Raw genomic sequence first — 15,168 nt, 5'->3', positions numbered from 1 at the left:
CCCCCACTCACTGAAGAGGAAAAGTAGGCACAGCAGGTAAGGATTCTCGGCCGTATAGGTTGTTCAGCAGTGAAGGGATAGGGTTCCATAGTCATCCCCCCCTATCTCTAGTAGAATTGAATGCAATGCTTGAACAACGTAACAAGAGTGCCGGACGCATTTTATCTAGGAGACGTGAATGTCATACAGTGGCGAACAAGAAAGACAAGCACCTCATATGGCGTTAGTGCCGATGGTGGTTGAACAGACCTCGCGTGGGGAACGTTCTTACGATATCTATTCCCGTCTGCTAAAAGAACGGATAATCTTCCTGACTGGTCAGGTGGAAGATCATATGGCGAATCTGGTTGTGGCACAGATGCTGTTTCTGGAAGCTGAAAATCCAGAGAAAGACATTTATCTGTACATTAACTCTCCAGGTGGCGTGATTACTGCGGGTATGTCCATTTACGACACCATGCAGTTTATCAAGCCGGATGTTAGTACGATCTGTATGGGACAGGCTTGTTCAATGGGCGCGTTCCTGTTGACGGCGGGTGCCAAAGGCAAACGTATTTGTCTGCCTAATTCGCGCGTTATGATTCATCAGCCATTGGGTGGTTTCCAGGGGCAGGCAACGGATATTGAAATCCATGCCAAAGAAATACTGAAAGTGAAAGCCAAAATGAATGAGCTGATGGCGCAACACACGGGGCAACCTCTTGAAGCGATAGAGAGAGACACAGAGCGCGATCGTTTCCTCTCTGCCAGTGAGGCAGTAGAATACGGTCTGGTAGACTCCGTATTCACTAACCGTGGGTAACACACCGCCATATTAGCGGTCTGGTGTAGCTAAAAATCAGTGTTCGACCGATAGTCTGTTGTGCGGGGTTATTTTACGCGTATTGGCTATAAGTATCGGCGTTCGTTGTAGCAATATCGCTGTGGTTGGCCTGCGGGCAAAAGACGAAGAAGAGGTTTAACTCATGACAGATAAGCGCAAAGACGGTTCAGGAAAGTTACTGTACTGCTCTTTTTGCGGCAAAAGCCAGCATGAAGTGCGTAAGCTGATTGCCGGGCCGTCGGTGTATATCTGCGATGAATGTGTTGACTTGTGTAACGACATTATTCGCGAAGAAATTAAGGAAGTAGCGCCCCACCGTGAGCGCAGTGCGTTGCCGACGCCACACGAAATTCGCCGCCACCTTGACGACTACGTCATCGGTCAAGAGCAGGCCAAGAAGGTGTTGGCCGTTGCGGTATATAATCACTATAAACGCTTGCGTAATGGTGACAGCAGCAACGGGATCGAACTGGGTAAAAGTAACATTCTGCTGATCGGTCCTACGGGGAGTGGTAAAACTCTGCTGGCTGAAACGCTGGCGCGTTTCTTGGACGTTCCGTTCACTATGGCGGATGCGACTACGCTGACTGAAGCGGGCTACGTCGGTGAAGACGTTGAGAATATCATTCAGAAGCTGTTGCAGAAGTGCGATTACGATGTGCAGAAAGCGCAGCGTGGCATTGTCTACATCGATGAAATCGACAAGATTTCTCGTAAGTCAGACAACCCATCGATCACCCGCGATGTATCTGGTGAAGGCGTTCAACAGGCTCTGCTGAAACTGATCGAAGGGACTATCGCAGCGGTTCCACCGCAGGGTGGCCGTAAGCATCCGCAGCAGGAGTTCTTGCAGGTTGATACCTCTAAGATCCTCTTTATCTGTGGCGGTGCGTTCGCGGGTCTGGACAAGGTGATCGAGCAGCGTACTGACACGGGACGTGGCATTGGCTTTAACGCAACGGTTAAAGGTACTGCAGATAAAGCGACAGAAGGCGAACTGTTAGGCAAGGTTGAGCCAGGTGATTTGATTAAATTCGGTTTGATTCCTGAGTTTATCGGTCGTCTGCCAGTCGTTGCTACGCTGAGAGAACTGAGTGAAGATGCGCTGATTCAGATTTTGCGTGAGCCGAAGAATGCGTTGACCAAACAGTATCAGGCGCTGTTCAATCTGGAAGGTGTTGAGCTGGAATTCCGCGATGAAGCGCTGACGGCGATTGCTAAGAAAGCGATGGCGCGTAAAACCGGTGCACGTGGTCTGCGTTCTATCGTTGAAGCTGCTCTGCTAGATACCATGTATGACCTGCCATCACTGGAAAGTGTAGATAAGGTCGTCATTGATGAATCTGTTATTGCGGGCCAGTCCGAACCATTGCTGATCTATGGCAAACCTGAGACACAGCAGGCGTCCGGCGAATAATCAATCAATTTGGCCGTATCAAAAAATAAAAATGGGGGATTTTATCCCCCATTTCTTTTTACACGCATGCTGGTCGTTGAATGTGAGACATTTATCCCCATATACTCAAATACCTATTTGATGAAACCCGTGAAAACCGCGTTTCACGAGATTCCCATAACCTGGCGGAAACGAAACTAAGAGAGAGCTCTATGAACCCTGAGCGTTCCGAACGCATAGAAATCCCCGTATTGCCATTGCGCGATGTGGTGGTTTATCCGCACATGGTCATTCCGTTGTTTGTTGGTCGGGAGAAATCGATTCGGTGCCTTGAAGCCGCAATGGATCATGATAAGAAGATCATGCTGGTGGCACAGAAAGAAGCCTCAACGGATGAGCCAAGTATTAACGATCTTTTCTCGGTAGGGACGGTAGCTTCAATTCTTCAAATGCTGAAACTGCCGGACGGCACGGTAAAAGTGCTGGTCGAAGGGTTACAGCGTGCGCGTATTACGACGCTTTCTGACAGCGGTGAACATTTCGCTGCACACGCAGAATATCTTGATTCCCCAGCGATTGATGAGCGTGAGCAAGAAGTGCTTATGCGCACGGCGGTCAATCAGTTTGAGGGATATATCAAGCTGAACAAGAAGATCCCGCCGGAAGTGCTGACATCTCTGAACAGCATTGATGATGCTGCGCGTTTGGCCGACACCATTGCTGCGCACATGCCGCTGAAATTGGCTGATAAGCAGTCTGTACTTGAAATGTTCGATATTACTGAACGTTTGGAGTACCTGATGGCGATGATGGAATCCGAAATCGACCTGTTGCAGGTAGAAAAACGGATTCGTGGCCGCGTTAAGAAGCAAATGGAAAAAAGCCAGCGTGAGTACTATCTGAATGAGCAAATGAAAGCTATTCAGAAAGAGCTGGGTGAGATGGATGACGCACCGGATGAACTTGAAGCGTTAAAACGCAAGATTGAAGCGGCGAAAATGCCGAAAGACGCGCGTGAGAAAGCCGAAGCAGAATTACAAAAGCTGAAAATGATGTCACCGATGTCAGCGGAAGCGACAGTGGTGCGCAGCTATATCGACTGGATGGTGCAGGTACCGTGGAATGCACGCAGCAAAGTGAAGAAAGACTTGCTGAAAGCGCAGGAAATGCTGGATACCGATCATTATGGTCTGGATCGCGTAAAAGAACGCATCCTCGAATATCTTGCAGTACAGAGCCGTGTCAGCAAGATCAGGGGGCCGATCCTGTGTCTGGTGGGGCCGCCTGGCGTGGGTAAAACCTCGCTCGGCCAGTCTATCGCTAAAGCGACTGGACGTCAGTATGTGCGCATGGCGCTGGGAGGCGTGCGTGACGAAGCAGAAATCCGCGGGCACCGTCGTACTTATATCGGTTCAATGCCCGGCAAGCTGATCCAGAAGATGGCAAAAGTTGGTGTGAAAAATCCGCTATTCCTGCTGGATGAGATCGACAAGATGTCTTCTGACATGCGTGGCGATCCCGCTTCTGCCCTACTGGAAGTGCTCGATCCTGAGCAGAACGTGGCGTTTAACGATCACTATCTGGAAGTTGACTACGATCTGTCCGATGTGATGTTTGTTGCGACGTCTAACTCGATGAACATCCCGGCACCGTTGCTTGACCGTATGGAAGTCATTCGTCTTTCTGGTTATACCGAAGACGAAAAACTGAATATCGCCAAACAGCATCTGCTGCCAAAACAGATCGAACGTAATGCGCTGAAAAATGGCGAGCTGTCGGTAGAAGACAGCGCGATTGTTGGCATTATCCGTTATTACACGCGTGAAGCTGGCGTGCGTAGCCTCGAGCGTGAAATCTCCAAGCTGTGCCGTAAAGCAGTAAAAACGCTGTTGATGGATAAATCCACTAAGCATATCCAGATTTCGGGCGATAACCTTAAGGATTTCCTTGGGGTACAGCGCTTTGACTATGGCCGTGCGGATGATGAAAATCGCGTAGGTCAGGTGACTGGACTGGCCTGGACGGAAGTTGGCGGGGATCTGCTGACGATTGAGACTGCTTGCGTACCGGGCAAAGGTAAGCTGACTTATACCGGTTCATTGGGTGAAGTTATGCAGGAGTCGATCCAGGCTGCGCTTACTGTGGTTCGTGCTCGTGCAGAAAAATTAGGCATCAATGCTGATTTTTACGAGAAACGTGATATCCACGTTCACGTTCCAGAAGGTGCGACGCCGAAAGATGGTCCGAGTGCGGGTATCGCGATGTGTACCGCGTTGGTTTCTTGTTTGACTGGGAACCCGGTGCGTGCAGATGTAGCGATGACGGGCGAGATTACCCTGCGTGGTCTGGTGCTGCCGATTGGCGGTCTGAAAGAGAAACTGCTGGCTGCACACCGTGGTGGTATCAAGACGGTCTTGATTCCTGACGACAACAAGCGCGATCTGGAAGATATCCCACAGAACGTGATTGCCGATCTGGAAATCCATCCAGTGAAACGTATCGAGGAAGTCTTGGCACTCGCATTGCTGAATGCGCCTTCTGGCATGCAGGTGGTCTCGACGCCTAAAGCCAAGCCCAAAGCCAAGGTAAAAGAGTGACCTGTCGCAAAAACCCTTGAGAAAATCAGGGCTGGTGAGTGAAATCGTGCTTGCCAGCTTTTTTTTGTACCGCTAAGTTAGTGCACTGTTAGTTTTAGCCATAACTGGCTAGGCATGACAGTATTGATAATAAGTCACGTGTCGCGTCTTGGGATATTGAAGCGCGATAAGAGAATTCCAGAGGGGATGACAGAGTGAACAAGTCACAATTGATCGACAAAATTGCCGCAGATGCTGATATTTCCAAAGCGGCAGCAGGGCGTGTGTTGGATGCAATTATTGGTTCCGTTACCGAATCCCTGAAAGAAGGGGATGATGTTGCTTTGGTCGGTTTTGGTACTTTCTCAGTGCGTGAACGTGCTGCTCGTACCGGCCGTAACCCGCAAACGGGTAAGGAAATCAGTATCCCTGCGGCGAAAGTACCAGGATTCCGTGCTGGTAAAACGCTGAAAGACGCCGTTAACTGATTATTACGTCACAGGTTTGGCGGATAACCACTTTGGGTGCCAAACAATACCTGACGCAATGATATTGGTAGGGTAAGATACGAGGCGCATCATTTTATGATGTGCCTTTTATTTATATAGGATTTTACATACCCGACACATGGCAGAACGTGGCGGGCAATAAGCTTAAGTGCGCCCTAGCCTTGTATTGGGCTATAGCAATCGCAAGGATGCATGGCTCCGGCCAGCGCAGGGAGTTTTATCCATTCTACAGCGGAGTGTTGTCACATTATGATGGACAATTTACGTACGGCCGCGAATAACGTCGTGCTCAAAATTATTCTTGCTTTGATCATCGCATCATTCGTTCTAACTGGCGTTGGTGATTATCTTATTGGTGGTTCAGGAGATTACGCTGCAAAGGTGAACGGGCAGGATATTACCCGCGCACAGCTTGAGCAGGCGGTACAGAACGAACGCAGTCGTCAACAGGAAGCCTTGGGGGAGAATTTCTCTCTTCTGGCGAGTAATGACGGTTACATGCAGCAATTACGTAGGCAGGCACTCTCCCAACTCATTGATGAAACCTTGCTGGACCAGTATGCCAACAAGCTGGGACTGAACATCAGTGATGAGCAAATCAAACAGGCGATCTTTGACGTTCCCGCGTTTCAGACCAACAACCGTTTTGATAATGAAAAGTATCTGGATCAGGTTCGTCGCCTTGGCGTCACACCGGATATGTATGCTCAGATGCTGCGTAAACAACTGACTTCACAGCAGTTGATTCGCGGCTTTGGCAATACTGCATTCCTGCTGCCGCAGGAGATCGATAATCTGGTGAAACTGGCTGCACAAGATCGCGTTGTCCGTGTCGCAACCATTGATATTGCTGCCAAGGCGAAAGCCCAGACGGTTGCTGACGATGAAGTCCAGAGTTATTACGATCAAAACAAAGGGAATTTCATCGCACCAGAAGAATTCAAAGTCAGCTATATCACGCTGGATGCGGCAAGCATCATGGACGGAGTGAAAGTAGACGATGCTGCCATCAACGATTTCTACGAGCAGAACAAGAGCGACTATTCCCAACCTGAGCGCAAAAAATTCAGCGTTATTCAGGTGAAGAATGAGGCCGATGCAGCGTCTATTCTGGATGCGCTGAAGCAAGGTGGTGATTTCGCTACGCTGGCGAAAGAAAAATCAACGGACGTTATCTCGCGCCGCAACGGTGGCGATCTGGGATGGATGGACGAAAACAGCATGATTGATGAGCTGAAGCAGGCAAAACTGACGGAGAAAGGTCAGGTTTCCGAAGCGATTAAATCCTCTGTTGGTTATCTGATTGTACGTCTGGATGATGTTCAGCCGCAGCAGGTCAAACCGCTGAGCGAAGTGCGTGCCGAGATCGCTGAGAAAGTGAAGCACGAGAAAGCGCAGGATGGTTACTATGCGCTGCAACAAAAAGTCAGCGAAGCGGCCAGCAATGACAACGAGTCTCTGGCTTCAGCAGAAGAAGCTGCTGGTGTGAAAGCCACGCAGACCGACTGGTTTACGCGTGAGAAAGTTCCCGCTGCGCTGAACTTCCAGCCAGTAACGCAGGCTATCTTTAGCGGTGCGCTGTTGGGCGAAAACGGTGCTGCGGGCAACAACTCCGATGTGATTAACGTCGACGGCGATCGTGCTTTCGTTCTGCGTATCACTGAGCACAAGTCTGAAAGTACTCGCCCTCTGGATCAGGTTCGTACTGAGATCGTAGAGACGCTGAAACGTCAGAAGGCTGAACAGCAGACTCGAGTAGACGCTGAAAAAATTCTGGCTGAACTGAAGCAAGGTAAAGATGATGCGCTTAAAGCTGCGGGCCTGAGCTTTGGCGAGGCAAAAACGATGTCTTCTATCTCTCAGGGTGATGCAACGGCCGAAGCAATCTTTGCTATGCCACATCCGGAGAAAGATAAGCCATCTTATGCTATTACTCAGGATCAAGCCGGTAATGTCGTGCTGGTCGCGCTGGATAGCGTGACGCCACATCAGCTAAACGATGAGCAGAAAACACAGTTTGCTAGCCAGGTTCAGCAAGGTTCTCTGGGCGCGCTGTTTGATTCTCTGCTGTCCAGCTTACGCAGTGAAGCGAAAATCAAGATGGGCAATGCGGCGCAAGAACAGCAATAAGCTCCGCAAAAATTTGCAAATCGTTGCAACAACAAAAGGCCGCTTTCGCGGCCTTTTCCACATTTAAATTCTGCTGTTTGCGGTGTTGATGAGTCTGCGGCAAGGTAGCCGTGCTGTCACACACAAGGAGGAAACAGCATGAAAAAATCAGGAATAAAAGCACTGTGCTTAATCATTGGGATGAGCTTGTCTGGGTTGCCATTACTGAGTCAGGCGGCACCTAAAGCCGCCGACAGTACGGCAACAGCGGTGAAGTCTGCGCCAGCAGATCAGAAAGCGGAAAAAGCAACGCTTCCTGATGGTGATGAGGATAAGGTAAGCATTAATGCAGCAACCGCTGCTGATTTGGCGGAAATAATGAACGGTGTCGGCCTTAAAAAGGCGGAAGCGATCGTGACCTATCGCGAGCAAAATGGTCCTTTTACTCAGATCGATCAATTAACTGAGGTCCCGGGAATTGGGGCTGCGTTGGTTGAACGAAATCTCTCTCGCTTAAAACTGTGATGTCAGTCGCAGCCCAGTCGTGCACTTCCTCTGGGCTGCGAACCTCTGCTAGGCTAATTATCAGGTCATACCAGTTATTGGTGTTGTCACAGGAGTATTATCGCTATGCAGACTTTCATTACCGTTCGTGGTTATCACATTGATGTTTATCAGCATGTTAATAACGCGCGCTATCTGGAGTTTCTGGAAGAGGCGCGTTGGCAATGGCTGGAAACGTTGCCTGCTTTTGGCTGGATGCATAGCAACAATGTCGCTTTTGTCGTAGTGAACATCAATATCAACTATCGCAAGCCTGCCGTTCTCGGTGACGTGCTGCGTATTGATAGCGAGCTACTACAGATGAATACGAAAAGTGGCGTGCTCAGCCAGAAGATAACCCGAGTGTCTGATGAAGGCGACGTGGCCGATGCCACGCTGACGTTTGTCTGCATCGATTTATTGACGCAAAAAGCACTGCTGTTGGAGGGAGAACTGCTGGAACACCTAAACGAGATTCGCCGTTAACATGAAGCAACAGGCCACTACCTGTACGGTGTGGCCTGTTTTTTACATGGCGTGATGGTTCTGCATGTAGAGTTCTGCGTAGCGACGTGAAGTCTCAGCGTAATCCTGCTTTCTGCTTCAGCGATGCCATGATGGCAGTGGAGTCGTTTTGATATTGTGAGAGCCCGTTTGCTCGTAAATGACAGGCGGCACACTGACCACACCCATCACCCTTGATGCCGTTATAACAGGTTAGCGTGTGGTAACGAACGGTATCAAGTTGCTGGTAATAATCCGCCAGCGCCCAAGTTTCTGCCTTATTAAGCCACATCAGCGGGGTTTCAAAACGGATATCGCGGGCAATACCTAAAACAATAGCCTTATTCAGTGCCTTGACGAATTCATCGCGACAATCTGGGTAACCGGAAAAATCAGTCTCACATACACCGGTAATCACGGCTTCTGCACCAACCTGATAGGCGTAGATTGCGGCGAGCGTCAGGAAAAGGATGTTTCTTCCTGGAACAAAGGTGTTGGGGATGCCTTGTGCATTGGCGTCGTAATCGGGAACAGGGATACTGTCGCGCGTCAGACTGCTGGTGGCGAGTTCGTTGAGCAAACCGGCGTCCAGAACCTTATGCGCCGTTGCCCCCAGTTTCTGGCTGAGTTCCCGAGCGACATCGATTTCCGCGCGGTGGCGTTGCCCATAATCGAAGGTGATGCAGTGGACGTCATCATAATCTTGCAGGGCCTGAATCAGGCAGGTCGTGGAATCTTGTCCACCGCTAAAAACGACAACAGCACGCTTCATTTTTCATTCACCTTAACGCGACGTTAACCGCAATACGTCTGCAACGCACTGCGGTGTAAAGCCGTTATTTTACCTGAAAAACTCGGTTATCTGAAAAATCACGTTACCTGAAAAGTAGCCCGCATTCAGCGCTGGGACAGCGTGCTGCGTAGGCGAGCCTCACGTCAAGCTGGATTCTGGCGAAAGCTGATATATCTCTGGATTGTTTAGCTCATTGAGATAAGGACTTATGTCGCCGATATTTTTTTCTACCCAACGGCTGTTGTAGTAGGTGTCCAGATAGCGTTCGCCGCTGTCGCAGAGCAGAGTCACGAGCGCACCTTTTTGGCCTCGGTTCACCATCTCTTTGGCCAGTTGCAGCATTCCCCAAACGTTGGTGCCGGTAGACGCGCCTGCTTTGCGGCCTAACACGCTTTCCAGCCAGTACAGTGTGGCGATGCTGGCGGCATCCGGCACTTTGATCATGCTATCAATGACGTCAGGAATAAAAGACGGTTCGGCACGCGGACGGCCAATACCTTCGATCCGACTGCCGCACGGGCCAGTAATGGAGCGATCCCGCTGTTGGTAACAGTCGTAGAAGACGGAGTTTTCTGGATCGACGACGACCAGTTGTGTATCCAGCCCCTGATAGCGAATGTAGCGACCGAGCGTTGCTGACGTACCGCCCGTTCCTGCACTCATCACAATGTAATCCGGTACGGTATGCGGTTCACGTGCCATTTGGCGGTAAATGCTGTCAGCAATATTGTTGTTGCCGCGCCAGTCGGTAGCGCGTTCTGCGTAGGTGAACTGATCCATATAATGGCCGTTCATCTCTTGCGCGAGCTGCTCAGATGCCGCATAGATTTGTCCCGCCTGTTCGACAAAATGGCAGCGCCCGCCATAGAAAGCGATTTGCTCGATTTTTCTTTTTGCGGTGCAGGAAGGCATGACGGCGATAAACGGCAGGCCAAGCAAACGTGCAAAATAGGCTTCTGACACGGCCGTGCTGCCGGATGACGCTTCAATAATCGGCGTGCCTTCTTTAATCCAACCGTTGCACAGTCCGTAGAGAAACAAAGAACGTGCCAGACGATGCTTCAGACTGCCGCTGGGATGTGTGCTTTCATCTTTGAGGTAAAAATAGATACCCGGATAATCTGGCAGTGTCAGTCGGATGAGATGCGTATCAGCCGAACGCTGAAAATCTGCTTCGATAGCGCTGATGGCATTTTTAACCCAGGCATTGGTCATGATAAAAACTCGGTTAGACAGTGATGTGAATAGAGTAACGAGTTTTTAGGATAAAAAAGTTATCTTTTTATCTCTTTTTGGCTAATTTAAGGGAATTATTTACCCTTTTGTTATTTATATGTAGATTTTTTTCTACTGAGGCGAATGGCGAGTTGCTATCTTTAAAATTATGATAACAGCGGGGGGGCGCAACGAGGGTCGGTAAGGTCATCGCTATGTCGATGTTGCCAATAATGCTATCACCATGATTCTGGGCGGGAAGAACATTACTTTTCTCTCTTAATGAGAGAGAGTGGGGAAATTTTTCTATCGGCAGCGCTATATTGGGTAAAACTATGTTAGATAAAATTGATCGCACACTGCTGAATATGCTGCAACAGGATTGCACGCTTTCGCTACAGACGCTGGCCGAGGCGGTTAATCTGACATCCACGCCGTGTTGGAAACGACTGAAGCGTCTGGAAGAAGAAGGGGTCATTCGGGCTCGGGTGGCGCTGTTGGATAATGAACGCCTAGGGTTAGGGCTGACGGCGTTTGTCTTATTGAAGACGCAACAGCACAACCGCGACTGGTATCAGACTTTCACCCGCGTAGTGTCTGACATGCCGGAGGTGCTGGCTTTCTATCGTATGGCTGGCGAATACGATTACCTGATGCAGGTTCAGGTTGCTGATATGAAAAGCTATGATGATTTCTATAAGCGGCTGGTGAATGGTATTCCCGGACTGGTCGATGTAACATCTAGCTTTGCTATGGAACGAATCAAACATACCACGGCATTGCCCTTATCCCTGTGATTCATCGTATATCCGTCTTTTGTATAATCACTTGTCTGAGTCTGTCATGATCCTCTGGCTATTGGAATGAAAACCGCGTGAGACTGTTTGCTCAACTGAGTTGGTATTTTCGCCGTGAATGGCGGCGTTATCTGGGTGCTGTGGCGCTATTGATTTCGATTGCTATTCTGCAATTGCTGCCCCCTAAACTGGTCGGCGTAATTGTCGATGGTGTGACGCAGCACGGCATGTCGATGACTGAAATGATGAAGTGGATTGGCGTGATGCTGCTGACCGCCGTCATGGTCTATCTGCTGCGCTACGTGTGGCGCGTGTTTCTGTTTGGAGCGTCATACCAGTTGGCGGTTGAGTTACGAGAGGATTTTTACCGCCAACTGAGCCGTCAGCATCCGGCATTTTATCAACGTCACCGAACCGGCGATCTGATGGCGCGTGCGACTAACGATGTCGATCGCGTGGTCTTTGCCGCCGGAGAGGGCGTGCTGACACTGGTCGATTCAATGGTGATGGGGTGTGCCGTACTGGTTGTCATGTGTACTCAAATCAGTTGGGAACTGACCCTGTTGGCGCTACTTCCGATGCCGGTCATGGCGATTTTCATCAAACGCTACGGCACCCAACTGCATAACCGTTTTAAATCAGCACAGGCCGCGTTTTCTTCGCTTAACGATCAGGCGCAGGAAGGCTTGACCAGCATTCGGATGATTAAAGCCTTCGGGTTGGAAAACTATCAGTCCGCGCGTTTTGCACAGGTTGCGGCGGATGCTGGTGCCAAAAATATGCATGTTGCCCGCGTTGATGCCCGCTTTGATCCCACCATTTATATTGCCGTCGGGCTGTCGAATTTGCTGGCGATTGGCGGCGGCAGTTGGATGGTGATTAACGGCTCGCTGACGTTAGGCTTGTTGACCAGCTTTGTCATGTACCTGGGGTTAATGATCTGGCCGATGTTGGCGCTGGCCTGGATGTTTAATATTGTTGAGCGTGGTAGTGCGGCATATAGCCGTATTCGTCAACTGCTTGCGGAAGATCTCGTGGTGAAAGACGGTGAGGAATCCTTGCCTGCCGAGCGGGGCGTGCTGGACGTGAATATCTCTGCGTTTCGCTACCCAGATACTACTCGTGATGCTTTACAACATATTCAGTTTACGCTGGCACCGGGCAATATGCTGGGGCTGTGTGGGCCGACCGGGTCGGGGAAAAGTACGCTGCTGGCGTTGATATTGCGTCATTTCGATGCTCAGTCGGGAGAGATTCGTTATCACGATCGTCCATTGAGCGCGATTCGGTTAGATGAACTTCGGAGCCGTTTTGCCGTTGTGGGGCAAATGCCCTTTTTGTTTTCCGATACGGTGGCGCAAAACATCGCACTGGGTCGGCCTGATGCTACCCAACAACAGATTGAACAGGCGGCACGCCTTGCCAGCGTTCATGACGACATTCTGCGTTTGCCTCAGGGTTATCAGACGGAGGTCGGAGAGCGCGGCGTAATGTTATCAGGCGGTCAAAAACAGCGGATCGCGATTGCCCGTGCATTACTGCTGGATGCTGAAATTCTGGTGCTGGACGATGCGCTGTCTGCGGTTGATGGACGAACGGAACACCAGATTTTGCAGAATCTCAAAACATGGGGCGAAAAGCGGACGCTGATCATCAGTGCACACCGTCTGTCAGCCTTAACCGAAGCGAATGAAATCGTGGTGTTGCAGCAAGGACAAACGGTGCAGCGTGGCACACATCGGATGCTGGCGGCACAACCCGGCTGGTATCGGGATATGCACCGTTATCAACAGTTGGAGGCGGCGCTGGATGATGTGCCGCAGTTGGAAGGAACGAAAAATGAATAGCCCTCAACAGTTTTGGCCAACCCTGAAACGTCTGCTGGCCTATGGTTCCCCCTGGCGAAAACCGCTGATGTCAGGTGTCGTGATGTTGTGGGTTGCTGCCGCCGCAGAAGTTTCCGGCCCTATATTGGTGAGCTATTTTATTGACGATCTGGTGGCAAAAGGCCACTTTCCGCTGGCGATTGCGGCTGGCTTGGCAATGGCCTATATCCTGCTACAAATTCTGGCGGCCTCTCTACACTATTTTCAGACGCTGCTGTTCAACCGCGTTGCGGTCGGTGTCGTCCAGCAACTGCGCATTGATGTGATGGATGCGGCGTTGCGCCAGCCGTTGAGTACATTTGATACGCAACCCGTTGGGCAACTGATTTCACGCGTCACCAATGACACCGAGGTGGTTAAAGACCTGTACGTCATGGTGGTGTCAACGGTATTACGCAGTGCGGCGCTGGTTGGTGCCATGTTGGTGGCGATGTTCAGTCTGAACTGGCAGATGGCGCTGGTTGCGTTGATGATTTTCCCTGCGGTTGCGACAGTTATGGTGCTGTACCATCGTTTTAGTACGCCGATTGTGCGCAAGGTGCGGAGCTATCTGGCCGACATTAATGATGGTTTCAATGAAGTAATTAATGGCATGGGCGTTATTCAGCAGTTTCGTCAGCAGGCTCGCTTTGGCAAGAAACTGGGCGCAGCCAGCTATGAACATTATAAAGCGCGGATGAAGGCCCTGCGTCTAGAAGGTTTCCTGTTGCGGCCGCTACTGAGCCTGTTTGCCGCGATGGTGCTGTGTGGCTTGTTAATCCAATTCGGTTTCAGCTCAATGGGATCGGTTGGCGTCGGGGTCTTGTACGCGTTTATCAACTATTTGGGCCGTCTGAATGAACCTCTGATTGAACTGACAACCCAGCAGTCCATGTTACAGCAGGCGGTCGTCGCTGGTGAGCGTATCTTTGAATTGATGGATGGCAAAAAGCAGCGCTATGGCGATGATGAGCGTCCTCTGGCGACTGGGCGCGTCGATATTGATGAAGTTTCTTTCTCGTATGGCACAGAAAAACGTGTGCTACAGAATATTTCTCTGACGATACCAGAGCGCGGATTCGTCGCGCTGGTAGGGCATACCGGCAGTGGGAAAAGTACGCTAGCCAGTTTGCTTATGGGGTATTACGCGCCAGATGAGGGTGAGATTCAGCTTGATGGCCGTCCGCTGTCGACGCTCTCCCATGCGGTGTTGCGCCAAAATGTGGCAATGGTGCAACAGGATCCAGTTGTGCTGGCGGAATCCATGTTTGTGAATGTAACGCTGGGGCGTGATATCAGCGAAGAGGCCGTCTGGCACGTGCTGGAAGTGGTGCAGCTTGCCGAACTGGTTCGGGCTTTTCCTGAAGGATTGCACACGCGCATTGGTGAACAGGGGAATAACCTGTCTACTGGACAGAAGCAACTGCTGGCGATTGCGCGAGTACTGGTGCAAACGCCTAAAATCCTGATTCTTGATGAAGCGACGGCGAATATTGATTCGGGTACGGAGCAGGCGGTACAAAAGGCGCTGCGCATTATCAGGGAACAAACGACCTTAATTATCATCGCCCATCGGCTTTCCACTATCGTTGAGGCCGACACGATTATGGTTCTCAATCATGGGCAAACCGTTGAGCGGGGAACGCATGAGCAACTGCTGCAACAGCAGGGGCGCTATTATCAAATGTATCAATTGCAACTTGCCGGAGAGGATCTTGCAGCCACTAGCACTGAGGCTTGTCCTGCGCACTGAGACTGATCTGGGATAGTATCTCGGTCTGCACCGCCTTGTGTGGTGCAGACCGACAGTCTATTCGTGGCTTCGCACCATCAATAAGCATCGTGATTCTGGCTCCCCCCCGAGTTGCACTGAAAACACTCTTCATGCACTGTATTGGTGCGGTTTTTGCCCAAATCTTCCTGCATTTCTTTCCCATACTGTTTTCCTTTTGCCCTTTCTTATCGTTAATCGCGTTCTCTTTCCTGATTTATGTCAGATAAATAATTTATGGCACACTCTTTGCTTTAGTCATGACGT

The 15,168-nt window shown here is 50.4% G+C and carries 12 protein-coding genes; 10 read left to right on the top strand and 2 right to left on the bottom strand.

Going from position 1 to position 15,168, the window contains the following annotated elements; translation table 11 throughout:
- The first annotated feature begins 178 nt into the window (after positions 1 to 178).
- From clpP to IG609_RS14825, 7 genes are all read left to right on the top strand, one after another.
- On the top strand, positions 179 to 802 hold the full coding sequence (gene clpP, locus IG609_RS14855; protein WP_102116770.1) for an ATP-dependent Clp endopeptidase proteolytic subunit ClpP: 624 nt from the start codon (positions 179 to 181) through the stop codon (positions 800 to 802).
- Positions 803 to 965: 163 nt separating this feature from the next.
- The gene (clpX, locus tag IG609_RS14850) at positions 966 to 2,240 is read left to right on the top strand and encodes an ATP-dependent protease ATP-binding subunit ClpX (protein ID WP_102116769.1); all 1,275 of its coding nucleotides are present in this window, start codon (positions 966 to 968) and stop codon (positions 2,238 to 2,240) included.
- Between the two features lie 191 nt (positions 2,241 to 2,431).
- Positions 2,432 to 4,816 (top strand): endopeptidase La, encoded by a 2,385-nt coding sequence (gene lon, locus IG609_RS14845; protein ID WP_102116768.1) that lies wholly within the window; start codon positions 2,432 to 2,434, stop codon positions 4,814 to 4,816.
- Between the two features lie 194 nt (positions 4,817 to 5,010).
- Positions 5,011 to 5,283, top strand: coding sequence for a nucleoid-associated protein HU-beta (gene hupB, locus IG609_RS14840; protein WP_005976031.1), 273 nt, complete (start codon positions 5,011 to 5,013; stop codon positions 5,281 to 5,283).
- Positions 5,284 to 5,553: 270 nt separating this feature from the next.
- Positions 5,554 to 7,434, top strand: coding sequence for a peptidylprolyl isomerase (ppiD, locus tag IG609_RS14835; protein WP_193397553.1), 1,881 nt, complete (start codon positions 5,554 to 5,556; stop codon positions 7,432 to 7,434).
- A gap of 138 nt (positions 7,435 to 7,572) precedes the next feature.
- The gene (locus tag IG609_RS14830; protein ID WP_193397552.1) at positions 7,573 to 7,938 is read left to right on the top strand and encodes a helix-hairpin-helix domain-containing protein; all 366 of its coding nucleotides are present in this window, start codon (positions 7,573 to 7,575) and stop codon (positions 7,936 to 7,938) included.
- A 105-nt stretch (positions 7,939 to 8,043) separates the two neighbouring features.
- Positions 8,044 to 8,442, top strand: a complete 399-nt coding sequence (locus IG609_RS14825) for a YbgC/FadM family acyl-CoA thioesterase (protein WP_193397551.1) — start codon at positions 8,044 to 8,046, stop codon at positions 8,440 to 8,442.
- 94 nt (positions 8,443 to 8,536) lie between these two features.
- Here the strand turns inward: IG609_RS14825 and queC are convergent, their stop codons facing one another.
- On the bottom strand, positions 8,537 to 9,232 hold the full coding sequence (gene queC, locus IG609_RS14820) for a 7-cyano-7-deazaguanine synthase QueC (protein ID WP_193397550.1): 696 nt from the start codon (positions 9,230 to 9,232) through the stop codon (positions 8,537 to 8,539).
- A gap of 159 nt (positions 9,233 to 9,391) precedes the next feature.
- Positions 9,392 to 10,468 carry a PLP-dependent cysteine synthase family protein gene (locus IG609_RS14815; RefSeq protein ID WP_193397549.1) on the bottom strand — a complete coding sequence of 359 codons (1,077 nt, stop codon included), beginning with the start codon at positions 10,466 to 10,468 and terminating at the stop codon, positions 9,392 to 9,394.
- A 335-nt stretch (positions 10,469 to 10,803) separates the two neighbouring features.
- On the opposite strand from IG609_RS14815, the gene IG609_RS14810 reads away from it, so the two are divergent.
- The 3 genes from IG609_RS14810 (at position 10,804) to IG609_RS14800 (ending at position 14,883) form a co-directional block, all read left to right on the top strand.
- Entirely contained in the window at positions 10,804 to 11,265 is a 462-nt protein-coding gene (locus IG609_RS14810) for an Lrp/AsnC family transcriptional regulator (RefSeq protein ID WP_193397548.1), read from the top strand.
- 77 nt (positions 11,266 to 11,342) lie between these two features.
- Positions 11,343 to 13,112: a SmdA family multidrug ABC transporter permease/ATP-binding protein gene (locus IG609_RS14805; RefSeq protein ID WP_193397547.1), complete on the top strand. Its 1,770-nt coding sequence runs from the start codon at positions 11,343 to 11,345 to the stop codon at positions 13,110 to 13,112.
- Positions 13,105 to 14,883 (top strand): SmdB family multidrug efflux ABC transporter permease/ATP-binding protein, encoded by a 1,779-nt coding sequence (locus IG609_RS14800; protein WP_193397546.1) that lies wholly within the window; start codon positions 13,105 to 13,107, stop codon positions 14,881 to 14,883. Before IG609_RS14805 ends, IG609_RS14800 begins: the two co-directional genes overlap by 8 nt.
- Positions 14,884 to 15,168 lie beyond the last annotated feature (285 nt).

Source organism: Pectobacterium quasiaquaticum, from assembly GCF_014946775.2.
GTDB classification, from domain to species: Bacteria; Pseudomonadota; Gammaproteobacteria; order Enterobacterales; family Enterobacteriaceae; genus Pectobacterium; species Pectobacterium aquaticum.
Note: the sequence above shows the minus strand (reverse complement) of the source record. Positions and strands in the feature narration are given on the sequence as shown.

Excerpts from the sequence above, each read along its gene's own strand:
- clpP (WP_102116770.1), top strand. The coding sequence starts at position 179 with ATGTCATACAGTGGCGAACAAGAAAGACAAGCACCTCATATGGCGTTA.
- clpX (WP_102116769.1), top strand. The coding sequence starts at position 966 with ATGACAGATAAGCGCAAAGACGGTTCAGGAAAGTTACTGTACTGCTCT.
- lon (WP_102116768.1), top strand. The coding sequence starts at position 2,432 with ATGAACCCTGAGCGTTCCGAACGCATAGAAATCCCCGTATTGCCATTG.
- ppiD (WP_193397553.1), top strand. The coding sequence starts at position 5,554 with ATGATGGACAATTTACGTACGGCCGCGAATAACGTCGTGCTCAAAATT.
- IG609_RS14830 (WP_193397552.1), top strand. The coding sequence starts at position 7,573 with ATGAAAAAATCAGGAATAAAAGCACTGTGCTTAATCATTGGGATGAGC.
- IG609_RS14825 (WP_193397551.1), top strand. The coding sequence starts at position 8,044 with ATGCAGACTTTCATTACCGTTCGTGGTTATCACATTGATGTTTATCAG.
- queC (WP_193397550.1), bottom strand. The coding sequence starts at position 9,232 with ATGAAGCGTGCTGTTGTCGTTTTTAGCGGTGGACAAGATTCCACGACC.
- IG609_RS14815 (WP_193397549.1), bottom strand. The coding sequence starts at position 10,468 with ATGACCAATGCCTGGGTTAAAAATGCCATCAGCGCTATCGAAGCAGAT.
- IG609_RS14810 (WP_193397548.1), top strand. The coding sequence starts at position 10,804 with ATGTTAGATAAAATTGATCGCACACTGCTGAATATGCTGCAACAGGAT.
- IG609_RS14800 (WP_193397546.1), top strand. The coding sequence starts at position 13,105 with ATGAATAGCCCTCAACAGTTTTGGCCAACCCTGAAACGTCTGCTGGCC.